This window comes from Streptomyces cylindrosporus, from assembly GCF_022698165.1.
In the GTDB taxonomy this organism is placed as follows: Bacteria; Actinomycetota; Actinomycetes; order Streptomycetales; family Streptomycetaceae; genus Streptomyces; species Streptomyces cylindrosporus.
Genome location: NZ_JALDAY010000005.1, coordinates 521,403 through 538,008 on the forward strand (window position 1 = coordinate 521,403; position 16,606 = coordinate 538,008).

The following is a 16,606-nucleotide window of genomic DNA, read 5'->3' on the forward strand; positions in this document are numbered from 1 at the left end:
GCTTGGCGGGGAGATTTGCGGATTGTCTGCAGAATGGGCCGTCACGGCGGGGGTCCGGCGCCGGTCGGTGCCCTACGCGTACCCCTGTCCGCGCCCCGTAGGCTGGACACGACCCGTGCTTCCTGTATAGCCCCGTGAGGTGTCCTGTGTCCCCGCGTCGCAACCGACCCAAGGGTGCCGATCCTTCGGGCTCGTCCGGCCGGAGCGCCGAGGACGACCGTCCCGGCCGTTACGGCGGCTGGCAGTCCACCGAGAGCTGGCAGGGCGAGGAGTGGAGCGTGCGGCACGTCGCGGGCGCGAGCGCGCAGGGCAAGACGTACCGCTGTCCCGGCTGCGACCAGATGATCGGCTCCGGTGTCCCGCACGTGGTGGCGTGGCCGGAGCATTCGGGCGTCGACGAGCGCCGGCACTGGCACAAGGCGTGCTGGAACGCGAAGGACCGCCGCACCACGCGGGTGCAGCGGTCCCGTAACGCGCCGAAGTTCTAGGCCCGTCTAGACGTCCCGTCGGTCCAGCAGGGCGACGGCGCCGGCGAAGGCGGCGGCGGTCACGCCCAGCGCGATCCACAGCGGGTCCCAGCCGCTCGGGCCGGACTCGCTGAGGGAGTTGGAGTAGAAGACGCTGAGCTGGTTCGGGATCGAGTACTCGAACAGGGCCTGGCGTACGCCGTCCAGTGCCTCCGAGAACATGAACAGCGCGATCACCAGCGGGGCCAGGACGACGCCGATCATGATGGTGATGGCGCCGGCGGAGTGCCGGATGACCGAGCCGATCAGCAGCGAGAGCAGGCCGAGCAGCGCGATGTAGAAGGAGACGCCGAGGGTGCCCTTCAGCCACTCGGCGGTGGACGGTTCCCGGGCGTCGGTCAGCATGGAGACGTCGGCGAGGGCGACGAGCAGCACGGACGCGAAGGTGACCGTGAAGGCCACCGCGAAGAACACGATCGCCTTGGCGGCGAGGACGCGTCCGCGGGTCGGGCAGGCGGTCATCGTGGTCCGGATCATTCCGGTGCCGTACTCGGAGGCCGTGGTCAGCACGCCGAGGGTGATGATGCAGATGCTGCCGAGCAGCAGGCCGAACACGCCGAACGACAGCGGGTTCTCGCCCTGCAGGCTCTCGTCCCCCGCGTTGGCGGCGACGAGCGCGGCGACCAGCAGCCCGATGCCGACGACGAGCGCGACGAACACCCCGAGCGTCCACATCGTGGAGCGCACCGACCGGATCTTGGTCCACTCCGAGGAGATGGCATGCCCGAGGTGCGTGCGCACGACGGGGATCGGCGAGGTGTAACCAACACCGGGATACGACGAACCGTGCGCCACCGCCTGCCAGTCGGGTACGGCGGCCTGCGGCATCGGGGGCTGCGGGGTCGGGGCACTCATCGGGCGTCCTCGGGCTTGGTCAGATCGGCGGGAGCGGCAGAGGCGGCGGACGGGGCGGAGCCGGCGGACGCGGAGTCCTGCGGCGCAGCCGACGCCGGGGCGGCCTGCGGCTGGGCCGGGGCCGCGGGGGCGGAGGCGGTGGGAGCAGGAGCCGTGGGTGCGGGGGGCTGCGGTGCCGCTGGTGCCGGGGCGGGCTGCGGCTGGGCGGCGGGCGTGGACGGGTGGGGCTGCGCCGGGGCCGTGTTCTGGGGTGGCTGAGGGGTCTGTGGGGGCGTCTGGGCGTATGGGTTGGGGTGGCCCGCTCCCGGGGGCGGTGGGGCGCCGTACGGGCCCGTGGGGGGCCCTGGGGCGGTGTCCGCGCCGGGGTGGTCCTGGGGGAGTTGGGGCATCGCGAAGGGCTGGCCGCCCTGTTGCGGGGGCGGTGGGGCGTACCAGCCGGGCTGGCCCTGGCCGGGGACCGGCATCGGGGGCTGGGCGCCGGGCGGCAGCGGCTGCATCAGGCCCGCCTTCTGGTCGGCCGTCGAGCGGTAGTCGACCGCGCCCTGCGTCATCCGCATGTACGCCTCTTCGAGGGAGGCCTGATGCGGCGACAGCTCCCACAGGCGTACGTCGGCGTCGTGCGCGATGTCGCTGATGCGGGGGAGCGGCAGCCCCGTGACCCGCAGTCCGCCGTCCTGCTCCGGCAGCACGTGCCCGCCCGCCTCGGTCAGCGCGGACGTCAGCTTCTCGCGCAGCTGCGGCTCGGTGTCCGGCGTCCGCACGCGCGCGAAGTCCGCGGAGTTCGCCGAGATGAAGTCCCTGACGCTCATGTCGGACAGCAACTGCCCGCGCCCGATCACGATGAGGTGGTCCGCGGTCAGCGCCATCTCGCTCATCAGGTGCGAGGAGACGAAGACCGTACGCCCCTCGGCGGCGAGGGCCTTCATCAGGTTGCGCACCCAGAGGATGCCCTCGGGGTCGAGCCCGTTGACCGGCTCGTCGAACAGCAGCACCTGCGGGTCGCCGAGCAGCGCCGCGGCGATGCCGAGCCGCTGTCCCATGCCGAGCGAGAAGCCCTTGGACCGCTTCTTCGCCACGTCCTGCAGCCCGACCACGCCGAGCACCTCGTCGACCCGGCGGGCCGGGATGCCGGACAGCTGGGCGAGGCAGAGGAGATGGCTGCGGGCGGAGCGGCCGCCGTGCACGGCCTTGGCGTCGAGCAGCGCGCCCACCTGGCGGGGAGCGTTCGGCAGCTTCCGGTAGGGGTAGCCGCCGATCGTCACCTGGCCCGCGGTGGGGTTGTCGAGGCCGAGGATCATCCGCATCGTCGTCGACTTGCCGGAACCGTTCGGCCCCAGGAAGCCGGTGACCGCGCCGGGCCGCACCTGGAAGGAAAGGTTGTACACAGCGGTCTTGTCGCCGTAGCGCTTGGTCAGGCCGACTGCCTCGATCATGCTCCGCACCCATCGAAAGGTTCAGGACAGCGGGGCACACGCCCCCGTAAGGGTTAGGAGGATATCGAGGCGCTGACGGTTCCGCTCAAGAGCAAGTAAAAGGTGACCCTCCGCTCGCCCCTTCTTCACGCGTCCCGTCGCTTCAGCAACACGTACCCGCCCGCGAGCGCCGCCACCACCCACAGCACCATGATCGCGAGCCCGCCCCAGGGCCCGTACGGGGTGTCGTCGTCGATCGGCGTCACCACCTGCATGATCTTGCTGCCGGCCTGGTCGGGCAGGTACCGGCCGATCTTCTTGGTCGCCGAGACGTTGCCGAGGATGTTGGAGACCAGGAAGAAGAACGGCATCAGGATGCCCAGCGACAGCATCGGCGAGCGCAGCATCACGGCGACGCCCATCGAGAACACCGCGATGAGGGTCATGTAGAGCCCGCCGCCGATCACCGCGCGCAGCACGTGCGGGTCGCCGATCTCCGCCTTGTGCGAGCCGAGCATGGCCTGCCCGAGGAAGAACGCGACGAAGCTGGTGGCGAGACCGACGACCAGCGCGAGCCCGGTGGCCACCGCGATCTTGCTGAACAGGAAGGTCCCGCGCTGCGGCACGGCCGCCAGCGAGGTGCGGATCATGCCGGTGCTGTACTCGTTCGAGACGACCAGCACCCCGAACACGATCATCGCGAGCTGCCCGAGGCTCATCCCGGCGAAGCTGATGAAGGTCGGGTCGAAGGAGAGCTTGTCCTTCGCGCTCATGTTGTCGAACTCGTGCCTGGTCAGCGCCGAGATCAGCATGCCGAGGGCGATGGTGACGACCACGGCGAGGGAGAGCGTCCACACGGTCGAGGCCACCGACCGGATCTTGGTCCACTCGGACCGTACGACCTGGATCGCCGCCATGCTCAGCTCCTGTTCCAGCCGTCGCCCCACGCCTGCTGCCGCGCGGGCGGCGCGTCCTGGGGGGTGTCGGTGTGCGCGTGGTACTCGATCGACTCGGCGGTCAGCTGCATGAACGCCTCCTCCAGGGAGGCCTGCTGCGGGCTCAGCTCGTGCAGCACGATCTGGTGCTGCGCGGCCAGCTCGCCGATCTGCTCGGCCTTGCCGCCGTCCACCTCCAGCGCCCCGCTGCCGGACTCGACGACGGTGACCCCGGCCTCGTGCAGTATGTCGAGCAGCCGCTCGCGCTGCGGGGTGCGGACACGGACGTACGACCGCGAGTTCTGCTCGATGAAGTCGGCCATGGACGTGTCGGCGAGCAGCCGGCCCTGTCCGATGACGACCAGGTGGTCGGCGGTCAGCGCCATCTCGCTCATGAGATGGGACGAGACGAAGACGGTACGGCCCTGCGCCGCCAGCGACTTCATCAGGTTGCGGATCCAGTGGATGCCCTCGGGGTCCAGGCCGTTGACGGGCTCGTCGAACATCAGGATCCGCGGGTCGCCGAGCAGCGCGCCGGCGATCCCGAGCCGCTGCCCCATGCCCAGCGAGAACCCCTTCGCCTTCTTCTTCGCGACCGCCGTGAGCCCCACGGTGTCGAGCACCTCGGCCACCCGGCTCTTGGGGATGCCGTTGCTCTGGGCGAGGCAGAGCAGGTGGTTGTAGGCGCTGCGGCCGCCGTGCATGGCCTTGGCGTCCAGCAGGGCGCCGATGTACTTGAGGGGATCCTTGAGGTGGTCGTAGTGCTGACCGTCGATCCGGACGTCGCCCGCCGTCGGCCGGTCGAGCCCGAGCATCATCCGCATCGTCGTCGACTTGCCGGCGCCGTTCGGTCCGAGGAAGCCGGTCACGATGCCCGGTCTGACGGTGAAGGTGAGGTTGTTGACCGCCACCTTCTCGCCGTACCGCTTGGTCAGGCCCTCCAGCTGGATCATGCGGCCACGCTAAGACGCCGGTTGGGCCAGTGCCACCCGGACGGGCAAACAGATGCCGACGGCGGCGGCAACAACGGTGAACGCCGTCGTCCAGGCGAAGGTGTGCGCGAACGCCGTGTCCGTGCCGCCGCCGTACTGGAGGAGGACGGCGAGGACTGCGGTGCCGAAGGAGCCGCCGAGTTGCTGGAGGATGCGGGTGGCGGAGCTGGCGTGCGGGACGTCCGCGGGGGCCAGGTCGCGGAAGGCGCCCACCAGCAGGGCCAGGTTGGCCGCGCTCATGCCGAAGCCGCGGACCAGGAGGGCGGCGCCCAGGAGGTAGCCGTTGTCGGCGCCGGCCGCGAAGGGGAGTGTGCCGAGGGCGGTCAGCAGCAGGCCGGTTACCGCGACCGGGCGGGGGCCGACGCGGTCGGAGAGCGAGCCGGTCGTGCGGGCCAGCAGCGCGCCGACGCCCTGCGGCACGAGCAGCAGCCCGGCGTCGATCACGCCCTCGTGCCGCACCTGCTGGTAGTAGAGCGGCAGCAGGAACATCCCGCCGAACAGGGTCAGCCCGCCCGTGAAGGTCAGCGCCGAGGCCACACCGAACGACCGCACCCGGAACAGCCGTAGATCCACGAGAGGGTGCGCAACGCGCAGGGCGCGCACGACGAAGGCGGCCACCAGCAGCGCCCCGGCCGTCATCGGCACCAGCACGCGCGCGTGCCCGAAGCCGCCCTGGTCGCCGACCTGGGCGAGACCGTAGATCAGCGCGGCCAGCCCGGGGGAGACCAGCGCGAGGCCGGTCAGGTCGAGACGGGCGGCCCGCGTGCCCTCGTCCCTGGGTACGCCCCGCAGCGCGAGCACGATGGCGAGCAGGCAGATCGGCAGGTTGACGTAGAAGATCCAGTGCCAGCTGAGGTGGGCGACGATCAGGCCGCCGAGGACGGGTCCGAGGATCGGGCCGACGACGGCCGGGATCGACACCACGCCCATGAGCCGGCCGAGCCGCTCCCGGCCCGCCGCGCGGATGACGAGGGTCTGCAGCACCGGCAGCATCAGCCCGCCGCCGACGCCCTGCACCACCCGGAAGGCGATCAGCGACTCGATGTCCCGGGCGAGCGCGCACAGCAGCGAGCCTGCCAGGAACAGCGTCAGGGCCCCCAGCCAGACCTGCCGTGCCCCGAACCGCTCGGCGGCCCAGCCGCTGACCGGCACGACCATCGCGAGGGCCAGCAGATAGGCGGTGCTCACCCACTGCACGGTCGCCGTCGAGGCGTTCAGGTCGTGCCCGAGGGTGTGGATGGCGATCGACACGATCGTGCTGTCGAGCAGCGGCGCGAGGGCGCCGAGGACGAGGATTCCGGCCAGTTTGAGGACGGCGGGGTCGAGGCGTTCTTCGGTTTTGGGCATACGGGTCCCCCGGACGGCGATTTAGGAGACGTTCCGTCTCTTACTTCGACGATAGGCTGCCGGGGATTGGAGACGCAAGGTCTCTTGAGGAGGAGGTGGGTCAGTGCCCGCGGAGACCACCCGGCGGCGCGGTGCCGCCCTGGAGGCCGACCTCCTGGACGCGGCCTGGGCGGAACTCAAGGCCGTCGGCTACACCCGGCTCACCATGGAGGGCGTCGCCGCCCGCGCCCGTACCGGAAAGCAGGTCCTCTACCGCCGCTGGCCCAACCGCGCGGAACTGGTGGTCGCCGCGCTGCGCCACCGGCAGGGCGGCTCGATCACCGACCAGGTCCCGGACACCGGGTCGCTGCGCGAGGACGTCCTCGCGGTGCTGCGGCTCATGGCGGAGCGCCAGCGGGACATCGGGCAGGACGTTGTGCACGGCGTGCTCGCGGAGATCGGCCCGATGCGGGCCCAGGTCTTCGAGATCATGCGAGACGTGATGGCCACCCTGCTCGAACGGGCGGCGGCACGCGGCGAGATCCCCACGGCCGACGTCCCGCCCCGGATCATGACCCTGCCCACGGACCTGGTCCGCAACGAGATCGTGATGCGCAGCGAGCCGCTGACGGAACAGACGATGTCGGAGATCGTCGACGACATCTTCCTGCCCCTGGTCACCCGCAGGGCATGACAAAGGCCCGCACCTTCGGGGGAGACGGTACGGGCCCTTGACCGTGCTGCTGGTTACCGGGACTGCTGAGCCGGAACCCCACGGGAGATCGGCTCGTCGTCGGCCGGCGTGCCCGCCGCGGCCACCGCCGCGCCCGTGAGCGTCGCGAGCATCTCGCGGACGTTCGTCAGCTGGGCGTTGATGCTGTCGCGGCGGTTGGTGAGGGCGGCCAGCTCGCGCTCGGATTCCGAACGGATCCGGTCGGCCTTGGCGTTCGCGTCGGCCACGATGTCCTCGGCCTGGCGCTGGGCCGTCTCCACCGTCTGGCGGGCGCGGCGCTCGGCGTCCGTGCGCAGCTTCTCGGCCTCCAGGCGCAGCTGCTCCGCGCGGTGCTCGATCTCCGCGAGGCGCTTCTCGGCCTTGGCCTGACGGGACGCCAGGTCGCGCTCGGACTGCTCGCGGCGCTTGGCGAGGTTCGTCTCGAAGTCGGCGGCGGCCTGCGCGGCCTTGGCGCGGGTCTCCTCGAAGAGGGCGTCCGCCTCCTCGCGCTTCGACTGAGCGTCCTTCTGGGCCTCGGAACGCAGCTGGGACGCGTCGCTCTTGGCCTTCTCGACGATCCGGACGCCCTCGTCCTCGGCCTTGGCCTTGCGCTCCGCAGCGAACGATTCTGCGTCGTTACGGACCTGCTGGGCCGCCGACTCGGCGAGCTCGCGGTGCTGCTCGGCGGCGCGCCGGGCCTCCTCGCGCAGATCCTTGGCCTCTTCCTCGGCGAGGCGGAGGATCTTCTCGACGCGCGCGCCGAGACCGGCGTACGAGGGCTCGGCGTCGGTCACCTGCGCCTGGGCGTTCTGCGTCTCGAGGTGGAGCTCCTCGATGCGCTTTTCCAGAGCGGTGATGCGGGCGAGAGCGCTGTCACGGTCGGAGACGAGCTTGGAGATGCGTTCGTCCACCTGAGCGCGGTCGTACCCACGCCGCACAAGCTCGAAGCCGTAGGGGGAAGTGTCGCTCATGGGGTTCCTGTCAAATGAGACCGGTGAGGTGATAGGGGGAATCCTAGGGGCCGAAGCGGTGTGTCATCGAGCGGATACGTGTTTGATCTGGAGAATGACACCCCTTTTGAGTGGCTAACCCTTGGACGGCTTGCCAAAAACTTGGTCAAAGGCCCCAGAAGGCACCGGAGTTAACCTGTCGACTAACTGTCCGACGGCTTACCCGAACGAGGGGCGCCGACCGCGGCGCCCGCCTTGACGCCACCGTCCTTGCCCGCCGCCGGGGCCTCAAAGGATTCCAACGCTTCCAGGACGTCCTGGACACGGGAGATCTCGGCGTTGATGTCCTCGCGCCGGCGCACCAGGATCTCCAGCTCGCGCTTGCCCTCCTCGACCGTGGCCTTGGCCTCGCGGATCGCCTCGGCCTTCAGCTCCTCGGCCTCCTTCACGAGGGCCGCCTTCTTCTGCTCGGCCTCCTTCAGGAGCCCCTCGGCCTTCTTCACCGCGGCGATACGGACCTTGCCCGCCTCGGAGTTGGCCTCCGAGACCAGCTCCTTGGCCTTCGCCTGGGCCTTCCCGAGCTGCTCCTCGGCGGCCTTGATGAGCGCGTCGCAGCGGTCGCCCGCCGCCTTCATCGTCTCGGCCGACTCACGGCGGGCCCGCTCGTGCAGCGCCTCGATCTCACTGGTGATCCGGTCGCGCAGCTCCTCCGCGCGCTCCCTTATCGCCGTGGCGTCCCGGCGCGCGCCGACCAGCAGCTCGTCCGCGTCCGTACGGGCCTTCTCCACCCGGGCGTTGCCCTCGACCGTCGCCTCCGACACCAGCCGGTCGGCCTCCTTGCGGGCCGCGCCCACCATGGCGTCGGCCTGCGCCTCCGCCTCGGCGGTCGTCTTGTGGGCCTGCTGCTGCGCCTCGGTGAGCAGCTTGTCGGCCTCGGCGGTGGTCTCGGTGATGAGCGTGTCGACCTGCTCGGCCACGTCCTGGCGCCGCTTCGCCGCGTCCTTGCGGGCCTCGTCGAGGGTGTGCTCGGCCTCCTCGCGCGCGGAGTTGACCAGCCGCTCGGCGTCCGCCGCCGCCTCGGCCTTGACCCGCTGCGCCTCGCTGCGGATCCGCTCCGCGTGCTGCTGGGCCTGTCCGACCGTGTCCGCCGCCTCGGCGCGCAGCCGCTCCGCGTCCCCGGAGGCGTCGGCGATGAGCTTCTCGGCCTTGGCGACCGCCTCGGCCCGCACCCGCTCCGCCTCGGCCGCCGTCTCCACGCGCAGCCGCTCGGCCTCCGCGACGGTGTCGGTGCGCAGCTTGTCGGTGTCGCGGATCGTCTCCGTGGTGAGCCGCTCGGCCTCGCTGCGGGCCTCGGTGATCAGGGTGTCGGCCTGCGTCGCCGCGTCCGAGCGGATGCGGTTGGCGTCCTCGCGGGCGTCCGCCCGGGTGCGCGCGGCGGCCTGGTCGGCCTCGGCGACCAGGTCCGACACCTCGGTGCGCACCCGCTGGGCGTGCTCGGCCGCGTCCGCGCGCAGCCGCTCGGCCTCCGCGATCGCCTCCGAAACCGTGCGCTCGGCAAGCGACTTGGCGGCGTCCGTCTCCTCGCGGGCCTCGCGCCGCACCCGGTTGGCGTCCTCGGTGGCCCGCTCCCGCTCGGCGTAGGCGTCGGCGCGGACCCGGTCCGCCTCCTCCTGCGCCTCGCGCCGGGTACGGTCCGCCGCGTGCTCGGCGGCCGAGCGCAGCCCGGCGATCTCCTCCTGGGCCTGCTCGTGCAGCCCCGACACCGAGTCCCGTACCTGCTGGGCGTGCTGCTCGGCGCCCGACACCATCTCGTTCGCGCGCCGGTCGGCCTCCTCGACCAGCCGGAGAGCCTCGGCCTGCGCCTCCTCGACGCGGTTGCGCGCCGAGGCCAGCAGCTCCTCGCTCTGCTCGCGCGCCCGCTCGCGCTCCTGGTCGGCCTCGGTGCGCGCGGCGCCGAGGGTCTCCTCGGCCTCGCGGCGGCGCCGGGTGGCCTCCTCCTGGGCGGCGGCCAGCGTCTCCGACGCCTCGGTGGCGAGCCGCTCGGCGGCGGCCTGCGCCTCCGCCCGCACCCGGTCCGCGGTCTCCTGCGCCTCCGACTTCAGCCGCTCGGCCTCGGCCGCGGCCTCCGACCTCAGGCGTACGGCGACGGCCTCGCCCTCGGCCCGGGACGCCGACGCGTCCGACGCCGCTTCGTTGCGCAGCCGGTCGGCCTCCGCCTCGGCCTGCTGCTGGAGCGTACGGATCCGCTCGGCGGCCTCGGCGCGCAGCCGCTCCGTCTCCTCGGCGGCCTCGCGGCGGATCCGCGCGGCCTCCTCACGGGCCTCGGTGAGGGCCTGCTCGGCGGCGGCGAGCCGCTCCTCGGCCTCGGTGTGCAGCCGCGTCAGCTCGTCGGCGGCCTCCGCCCGGCGTGCCTCTATGGCCCGCTCGGTCTCCTCGTGCAGCTCGCGGGCGGCCTGCTCGGCGGCGGCCTTGATGCCCTCGGCCTGCTCGACGACCTCCTCGCGGTGCCGCTCGGCCTCCTGCCGGGTGCGCTGCAGCGTCTCCTCGGCCTGCCGGCGCAGCGTGGTCGCCCGCTCGATGGCCTCGGTGCGGACCTTCTCGCTGTCCGTCGTGGCCTTCTGGCGCAGCTCGTCGGCGTCCTGCTTGGCCTTCGCCAGCAGCTCCTCGGCGGTCTTGGCGGCCTCCTCGATCTGGAGGACGGCCTCCTTGCGGGCCTCCGCCCGGATCTTCTCGCCCTCGGCGACCGCGTCGGCCCGCAGCTGCTCGGCCTCGCCGCGCAGCCGGCGCGCCTCCTCCTGCAGCTCGACCGTCTTGGCGCGGTACTCCTTGGTGTCGTCCTTGGCCGCGCCCTTGAGCTGCTCGGAGATGTCGTGCGCCTCGGCCCGCAGCCGGTCCGCCTCGGCCTCCGCCTCCCGGCGGATCCGCTCGGCCTCCTCGGCGGCGGCCTTGGTGGTGTTCTTCGCGTCCTCCTGCGCCCGGTTGAGGACGTCCTCGGCGGTCTTGGCCGCCTTCGACAGCTGGGTCGCGCTCTCCTCGGCGGTGATCGTACGGGCCTTCTCGGCGGCCTCCGCGACGATCCGCTCGGCCTCGGCGCGGGCGTCCGCGACGACCTGCTCCGCCTCCGACTTGGTGGCCTCGGCCTCCTTGGTGGCCTCCTCGACCAGCCGGGCGACCTGCTCCTTCGCCGTGCGCGTGCGCTGCTCGTTGGCCGACTCGGCGCTGGAGAGGGCCTTCTCGGCCTGCGCGGTGGCCTCGGTGACCAGCTTGTCGGCCTCGGCCTGCGCCTTGCGCAGCGCCTCCTCGGCCTCCGCCATGCGCTGCTCGGCGGTCCGGCTCAGCTCCTGCGCCTGCCGGCGCGCGGAGTCCGACTCCGTCGCGGTGGAGGAACGCAGCTGCTCGGCGTGGTCGGTGGCCTCCTGGGCCTGCGTGGAGGCGGCGTTCAGCAGCCGCTCGGCGTCCGTACGGGCCCGGCGCAGCAGCTGCTCCGCCTCCGCACGGGCCTGCTCGGCCTCGCTCTCCAGCCGCTGCCGCGCCTCCGCGGCGACCCGCTCGGCCTCCGCGCGGGCGGCGGCCATGGCCTGCTCGGCCTCGGCCCGGGACTCCTCCAGCAGGCGGCGCGCCTGGGACTCGCTGCGGGCGCGCAGCTGCTCGGCCCACGCCACGTTCTCGTTGACGTGGGACTCGACGGTCTGCCGGCGCTCCGCGAGCTCCTGGTCCAGCTGCTGGCGGCGGGTGACCGCCTCCTGGTGCAGCTCGGCCTGGAGCCGGGCCGCGTTCTCCGCGTGCTCCTGGAGGATGCGCTGGGTCTGCGCCCGCACCTGGCTCAGCTCGCGCTCGGCGTCCTGGCGCAGCTGGTCGGCCTGGATCTGCGCGTTCCGCAGCAACTGCTCGGCCTGGTAGCCGATGTCACCGCCGGCGAAGTCGGGCCGGGACATGAGGGTGCGGCGCGCCTCGTGCAGCTTGGCGCGCAGCACCTCGACCTGGTAGCCGAGGTCCTCGGCGTGCTGGATCGCCTTCTCACGCTCGGTCTTCAGCCGATCCATCTCGGCCTCGAACCGAGAGAGGTGGTCGACGTCAGCCGCCTGCTCTCGCTCCTGGCGTTCGTAGCCCCGCACTGCGCGGTCCCATCCGTCCCCTGGTCGCAGGTCTGCCCATACGAGCTCCGTCCTCCGCCGAACGGGGCCCCCGGGGAATGGTGTCAGATCAACGGCGGAGCATGGGCTGCTGCCCCGACGCTCGTCCCCCGAAACCCGGACCCCGGCGTGCGATCACCCCCCGAAGAGCGGCGACCGACCCCAACCCTACCGGCCCATATGTACGAGGGTCAGTGCTCAGGTGACTCAACAGGCGCCGAAGTGACCAGTTCTGTCAGTACGCCATGACAATCCTTGGGGTGCAGGAACGTGATCCGTGACCCCATGGAGCCGCGTCGCGGCTCTTCGTACAGAACGCGTACGCCCTTGTCCTTGATGTCGGCCGCGTCCTGGTCCACATCCGCCGTACCGAAAGCGATGTGGTGGACGCCCTCCCCGTTCTTGTCCAGCCATTTCGCGACCGTCGAGTCCGGCCGGGTGGGCTCCAGGAGCTGGAGGTAGGAGGCGCCGCCGTCGGACGTGTCGTTGATCTTGAGCATGGCCTCGCGGACGCCCTGCTCCTCGTTGACCTCGGAGTGGAAGACCTCGAAGCCGTAGGTGGCCCGGTAGAACTCCACGGTCTTGTCGAGGTCGAAACAGGCGATCCCGATGTGGTCGATTCGCGTCAGCATGCTGTTAGTGCAGCGCTCCCGGGATGGTTGCGCAACGTGCGAGCGATCACATCGACGGCACGGTGACGGCACGGAGTGCCACTCAGTACGCTCGAAGTAAACCCTCGTTCACTCCTCGGCAGTGCAGCCGGTAAGGGGATCGCAGCTCATGTCTTCTGGAACGAACACCTCCGTGATCGTCGCGGGCGCCCGGACGCCCATGGGACGGTTGCTGGGCTCGCTGAAGTCCTTCTCCGGAGCCGACCTCGGCGGCTTCGCGATCAAGGCCGCCCTCGACCGTGCGGGGATCGGTGGCGACCAGGTGCAGTACGTCATCATGGGCCAGGTGCTGCAGGCCGGCGCGGGCCAGATCCCGGCCCGCCAGGCCGCCGTCAAGGCCGGCATCCCGATGAGCGTCCCGGCGCTCACCGTCAACAAGGTGTGCCTCTCCGGCCTCGACGCCATCGCGCTCGCCGACCAGCTGATCCGCGCCGGCGAGTTCGAGGTCGTCGTGGCCGGCGGCCAGGAGTCCATGACCAACGCCCCCCACCTGCTGCCGAAGTCCCGCGAGGGCTTCAAGTACGGCGCGATCGAGATGCTCGACGCCATGGCGTACGACGGCCTGACCGACCCCTGGGAGAACATCCCGATGGGCGAGTCGACCGAGAAGCACAACACGCGCCTGGGCATCCTGCGCCCCGAGCAGGACGAGATCGCCGCGCTGTCCCACCAGCGCGCGGCGGCCGCCCAGAAGAACGGCGTCTTCGAGGCCGAGATCACCCCGATCGAGATCCCGCAGCGCAAGGGCGAGCCGGTCGTCTTCAGCAAGGACGAGGGCATCCGCGGCGACACCACCGCCGAGTCGCTCGGCAAGCTGCGCCCGGCCTTCACCAAGGACGGCACGATCACGGCCGGCACGAGCTCCCAGATCTCGGACGGTGCGGCGGCCGTGGTCGTGATGAGCAAGGCCAAGGCGCAGGAGCTGGGCCTGGAGTGGATCGCCGAGATCGGCGCGCACGGCAATGTCGCCGGCCCGGACAACTCGCTCCAGTCGCAGCCGTCCAACGCGATCCTGCACGCCCTCAAGAAGGAGGGCCTGGAGGTCGAGGACCTCGACCTCATCGAGATCAACGAGGCCTTCGCGGCCGTCGCGGTCCAGTCAATCAAGGACCTCGGGGTGTCCACGGAAAGGGTGAACGTCAACGGCGGCGCCATCGCCCTGGGCCACCCGATCGGCATGTCCGGCGCCCGTCTCGTCCTGCACCTGGCCCTGGAGCTCAAGCGCCGGGGCGGCGGTGTGGGCGCGGCGGCGCTGTGCGGCGGCGGCGGTCAGGGTGACGCTCTGATCGTCCGGGTACCCAAGGCCTGAGCCTTCGGTACGTACGTCGATCTCGGAACGGAGCTGTGATGCAGGACGTCGCCACACTCGTCGCCCAGGCGAGGGAGGGCCGGCCGCGGGCCGTGGCCCGGCTGATCTCCCTGGTGGAGGGGGCGTCCCCGCAGCTGCGCGAGGTCATGGCGGCACTGGCCCCGCTGACGGGCAACGCGTACGTGGTCGGCCTGACCGGCTCGCCCGGCGTCGGCAAGTCGACGTCCACGTCCGCCCTGGTCACGGCGTACCGCAAGCAGGGCAGGCGGGTCGGCGTCCTGGCCGTCGACCCGTCCTCCCCGTTCTCCGGCGGCGCGCTGCTCGGCGACCGGGTCCGTATGTCGGACCACGCCTCCGACCCCGGCGTCTACATCCGCTCGATGGCGACCCGCGGCCACCTGGGCGGCCTCGCCTGGGCCGCCCCGCAGGCGATCCGCGTGCTGGACGCGGCGGGCTGCGAGGTGATCCTGGTCGAGACGGTCGGCGTCGGCCAGTCGGAGGTGGAGATCGCCGCCCAGGCCGACACGAGCGTCGTCCTCCTGGCCCCCGGGATGGGCGACGGCATCCAGGCGGCCAAGGCGGGCATCCTCGAGATCGGGGACGTGTACGTCGTCAACAAGGCGGACCGGGACGGCGCCGACGCCACCGCCCGCGAGCTGAACCACATGCTGGGCCTCGGCGAGTCCCGCCGCCCCGGCGACTGGCGCCCGCCGATCGTCAAGACGGTCGCGGCCCGCGCGGAGGGGATCGACGAGGTCGTGGAAGCCCTGGAGAAGCACCGCGCCTGGATGGAGGAGCGGGGCGTCCTCGCGGAACGCCGCCTCGCCCGCGCCTCCCGCGAGGTCGAGACGATCGCGGTCACGGCCCTGCGCGAACGCATCGGCGACCTCCATGGCGACCGCCGCCTCGGCGCGCTGGCGGAACGGATCGTGGGCGGCGAGCTGGACCCGTACCGCGCGGCGGACGAACTGGTGGCGGGCCTGACACAGGGCTGACGCGGGGACATCCCACGGCAGCGGACATGCCATGGCCGCGGGGATATTGCGTGGTCGTCCCCTTCCCCCCGCTGCTACGTTGATCGACATGTACCTCCTCTTGGCATAGGGCACGCCCCGGCCGCGTCCGGCGAGCGGTGACAGACCGCAGCCGTTGCACGCGGCCCTTTGGCGTCCCCTTTTCCCGCCTCGAGTCGAGGAATTGCCGTGTCTTCCACGTCAGTTGCCCGACGGCCGTCGTACGCCGCCGTGCTCCGCATCCCGCACGCCCGCCGCACCTTCGCCGCCGCACTGCTCGGCAGGCTGTCGTACGGAGTCGTCCCGCTCTCCCTGATGCTCGCCGTGACCCGTTCCTCCGGGTCGTACGCGGTGGCGGGCACCGTGATGGCGCTGTTCTCCGGCGCCGCCGTCTTCCTCTCGCCCGTACGGGCGTCCCTGATCGACCGCCACGGACCACGCGCCGCGCTCGTCCCGATGGTCACGGCGTACGCCGCCCTGCTGACCGTCCTGACGGCACTGATCTGGCGTCCAGGCACGGCCTCCCCGGTCGTGCTCGGCGCGGTGACGGCCGCGGCGGGCGCCTGCACACCACCGCTGGGCCCCACCATGCGCGCGGTATGGGGCCGACTCGCCCCGGACCGGGCGCTGCTGCAGCGCGCGTACAGCCTCGACGGCGTCGCCGAGGAACTGCTGTTCGTCTCGGGCCCGTTGCTGGTAGGCGTACTGGTCGGCTCCGCCTCACCGGCGGCCGGGCTCGCCGTCGGAACGGGCCTGATGCTGACGGGAACGGCGGCTTTCGTGACCTCACCGGCGGTGGCCGGGGTGGGGCCTGCGGGGCGGGAGGAGCGGGTGCGGGAGGCGCGTGACGGGTTGGCGGCTGGGCGAGAGGCGGGGGATAGGTCTTCCGGGGCGGGGGAGTGGGCGCGGGAGGTGCGCGAAGGGTTGGCTGCCGGGCTGGTGGCGGGGAATGGGTCCTTTTCCGGGCCAGGGGCGCGGGCGCGGACGGTGCGTGACAGGCTGGCTGCCGGGCTCGAGGCGGGGAATGGGCTGGCTGCTGGGTGGGTCGGCGGCCGCAGGGTGTTGCGTCGGCTGTTTCCGGGGCCCGGCGGGCGCGGGGTTTGCCCGACCGGCGTGCAGGGCGGCATTCAGCACCCTCGGCGTGCCCAGTCGGCCGGTGTGCTTCGGCGGGTCCTTCAGCCCGTCGTCGCCGTCGCCGGTGTGGGACTGGCACTCGGGCTGGCCGATCTCGTCGTCGTCGCCTTCGTCGAGCAGCGGCATCACGGTGACGACGCCGTGGCCTGGACGCTGGCCGCGCTGTCGGCCGGCAGTGCGGTGGGCGGGCTGCTCAACGGGGCCGTCGCCTGGAGCGTCCCGGCGCGGACGCGGCTGCCGCTGAGCACCGTCGGCCTGGGGCTGGCGCTGCTCGGCGCGGGGCTCGCCCCCGGCCTCGGCACGCTCGCCCTCGCCCTCGCGGTCGCCGGGTTCTTCGTGGCGCCGACGCTGACCACGGCCTACCTCGTCGCCGACAACGCGTCCGCCCCCGAGGCGAGGGTCCGGGCCGGTACCTGGGTCAACACCGCCGTCAACGCGGGCCTCACGGCCGGCGGCGCCGTCGCCGGGCACCTGGTGGACGCCCTGCCCACGGGCCCGTGCTTCGCGACGGCGGGCGCGGCGGCCCTGCTGACCGCCCTGGCCACGGCGCGGGGAGCCCGCGAACGGAACACCCCTCGCCGTGTCCTCGATGCCGTCGCCCTCGACCACCGATGAGGGCGTCGGGGCGGTCCCGGTC

At 72.2% G+C, this 16,606-nt stretch carries 13 protein-coding genes; 5 read left to right on the forward strand and 8 right to left on the reverse strand.

The window, feature by feature from the left end; genetic code table 11:
- The first annotated feature begins 146 nt into the window (after positions 1–146).
- On the forward strand, positions 147–488 hold the full coding sequence (locus tag MQP27_RS18735) for an Rv1322 family protein (RefSeq protein ID WP_242766331.1): 342 nt from the start codon (positions 147–149) through the stop codon (positions 486–488).
- A gap of 6 nt (positions 489–494) precedes the next feature.
- Here MQP27_RS18735 and MQP27_RS18740 read toward each other — a convergent pair whose 3' ends face one another.
- The 5 genes from MQP27_RS18740 to MQP27_RS18760 all read right to left on the reverse strand — a co-directional run bounded on the left by MQP27_RS18740 (position 495) and on the right by MQP27_RS18760 (position 6,068).
- Positions 495–1,382, reverse strand: coding sequence for an ABC transporter permease (locus tag MQP27_RS18740; protein WP_372511229.1), 888 nt, complete (start codon positions 1,380–1,382; stop codon positions 495–497).
- A complete protein-coding gene (locus MQP27_RS18745; protein WP_242766332.1) occupies positions 1,379–2,815 on the reverse strand; it encodes an ABC transporter ATP-binding protein in 1,437 nt (478 codons plus the stop codon). Before MQP27_RS18745 ends, MQP27_RS18740 begins: the two co-directional genes overlap by 4 nt.
- A gap of 125 nt (positions 2,816–2,940) precedes the next feature.
- Positions 2,941–3,711 (reverse strand): ABC transporter permease, encoded by a 771-nt coding sequence (locus tag MQP27_RS18750; RefSeq protein WP_242766333.1) that lies wholly within the window; start codon positions 3,709–3,711, stop codon positions 2,941–2,943.
- 2 nt (positions 3,712–3,713) lie between these two features.
- Positions 3,714–4,682, reverse strand: coding sequence for an ABC transporter ATP-binding protein (locus MQP27_RS18755; protein ID WP_242766334.1), 969 nt, complete (start codon positions 4,680–4,682; stop codon positions 3,714–3,716).
- Between the two features lie 9 nt (positions 4,683–4,691).
- A complete protein-coding gene (locus MQP27_RS18760) occupies positions 4,692–6,068 on the reverse strand; it encodes a DHA2 family efflux MFS transporter permease subunit (protein ID WP_242766335.1) in 1,377 nt (458 codons plus the stop codon).
- A gap of 103 nt (positions 6,069–6,171) precedes the next feature.
- On the opposite strand from MQP27_RS18760, the gene MQP27_RS18765 reads away from it, so the two are divergent.
- Entirely contained in the window at positions 6,172–6,741 is a 570-nt protein-coding gene (locus tag MQP27_RS18765) for a TetR/AcrR family transcriptional regulator (protein ID WP_242766336.1), read from the forward strand.
- A gap of 53 nt (positions 6,742–6,794) precedes the next feature.
- Here MQP27_RS18765 and MQP27_RS18770 read toward each other — a convergent pair whose 3' ends face one another.
- The 3 genes from MQP27_RS18770 to mce all read right to left on the reverse strand — a co-directional run bounded on the left by MQP27_RS18770 (position 6,795) and on the right by mce (position 12,474).
- Positions 6,795–7,730, reverse strand: coding sequence for a coiled-coil domain-containing protein (locus MQP27_RS18770; protein ID WP_242766337.1), 936 nt, complete (start codon positions 7,728–7,730; stop codon positions 6,795–6,797).
- A gap of 182 nt (positions 7,731–7,912) precedes the next feature.
- Positions 7,913–11,824, reverse strand: coding sequence for a polarized growth protein Scy (scy, locus tag MQP27_RS18775; protein WP_242766338.1), 3,912 nt, complete (start codon positions 11,822–11,824; stop codon positions 7,913–7,915).
- Between the two features lie 209 nt (positions 11,825–12,033).
- Positions 12,034–12,474 (reverse strand): methylmalonyl-CoA epimerase, encoded by a 441-nt coding sequence (gene mce, locus MQP27_RS18780; RefSeq protein ID WP_242766339.1) that lies wholly within the window; start codon positions 12,472–12,474, stop codon positions 12,034–12,036.
- Positions 12,475–12,622: 148 nt separating this feature from the next.
- On the opposite strand from mce, the gene MQP27_RS18785 reads away from it, so the two are divergent.
- The 3 genes from MQP27_RS18785 to MQP27_RS18795 all read left to right on the forward strand — a co-directional run bounded on the left by MQP27_RS18785 (position 12,623) and on the right by MQP27_RS18795 (position 16,584).
- On the forward strand, positions 12,623–13,822 hold the full coding sequence (locus MQP27_RS18785) for an acetyl-CoA C-acetyltransferase (protein WP_242766340.1): 1,200 nt from the start codon (positions 12,623–12,625) through the stop codon (positions 13,820–13,822).
- A 38-nt stretch (positions 13,823–13,860) separates the two neighbouring features.
- Positions 13,861–14,817 (forward strand): methylmalonyl Co-A mutase-associated GTPase MeaB, encoded by a 957-nt coding sequence (gene meaB / locus MQP27_RS18790; protein ID WP_242766341.1) that lies wholly within the window; start codon positions 13,861–13,863, stop codon positions 14,815–14,817.
- A gap of 207 nt (positions 14,818–15,024) precedes the next feature.
- On the forward strand, positions 15,025–16,584 hold the full coding sequence (locus MQP27_RS18795) for an MFS transporter (protein WP_242766342.1): 1,560 nt from the start codon (positions 15,025–15,027) through the stop codon (positions 16,582–16,584).
- Positions 16,585–16,606: the final 22 nt, after the last annotated feature.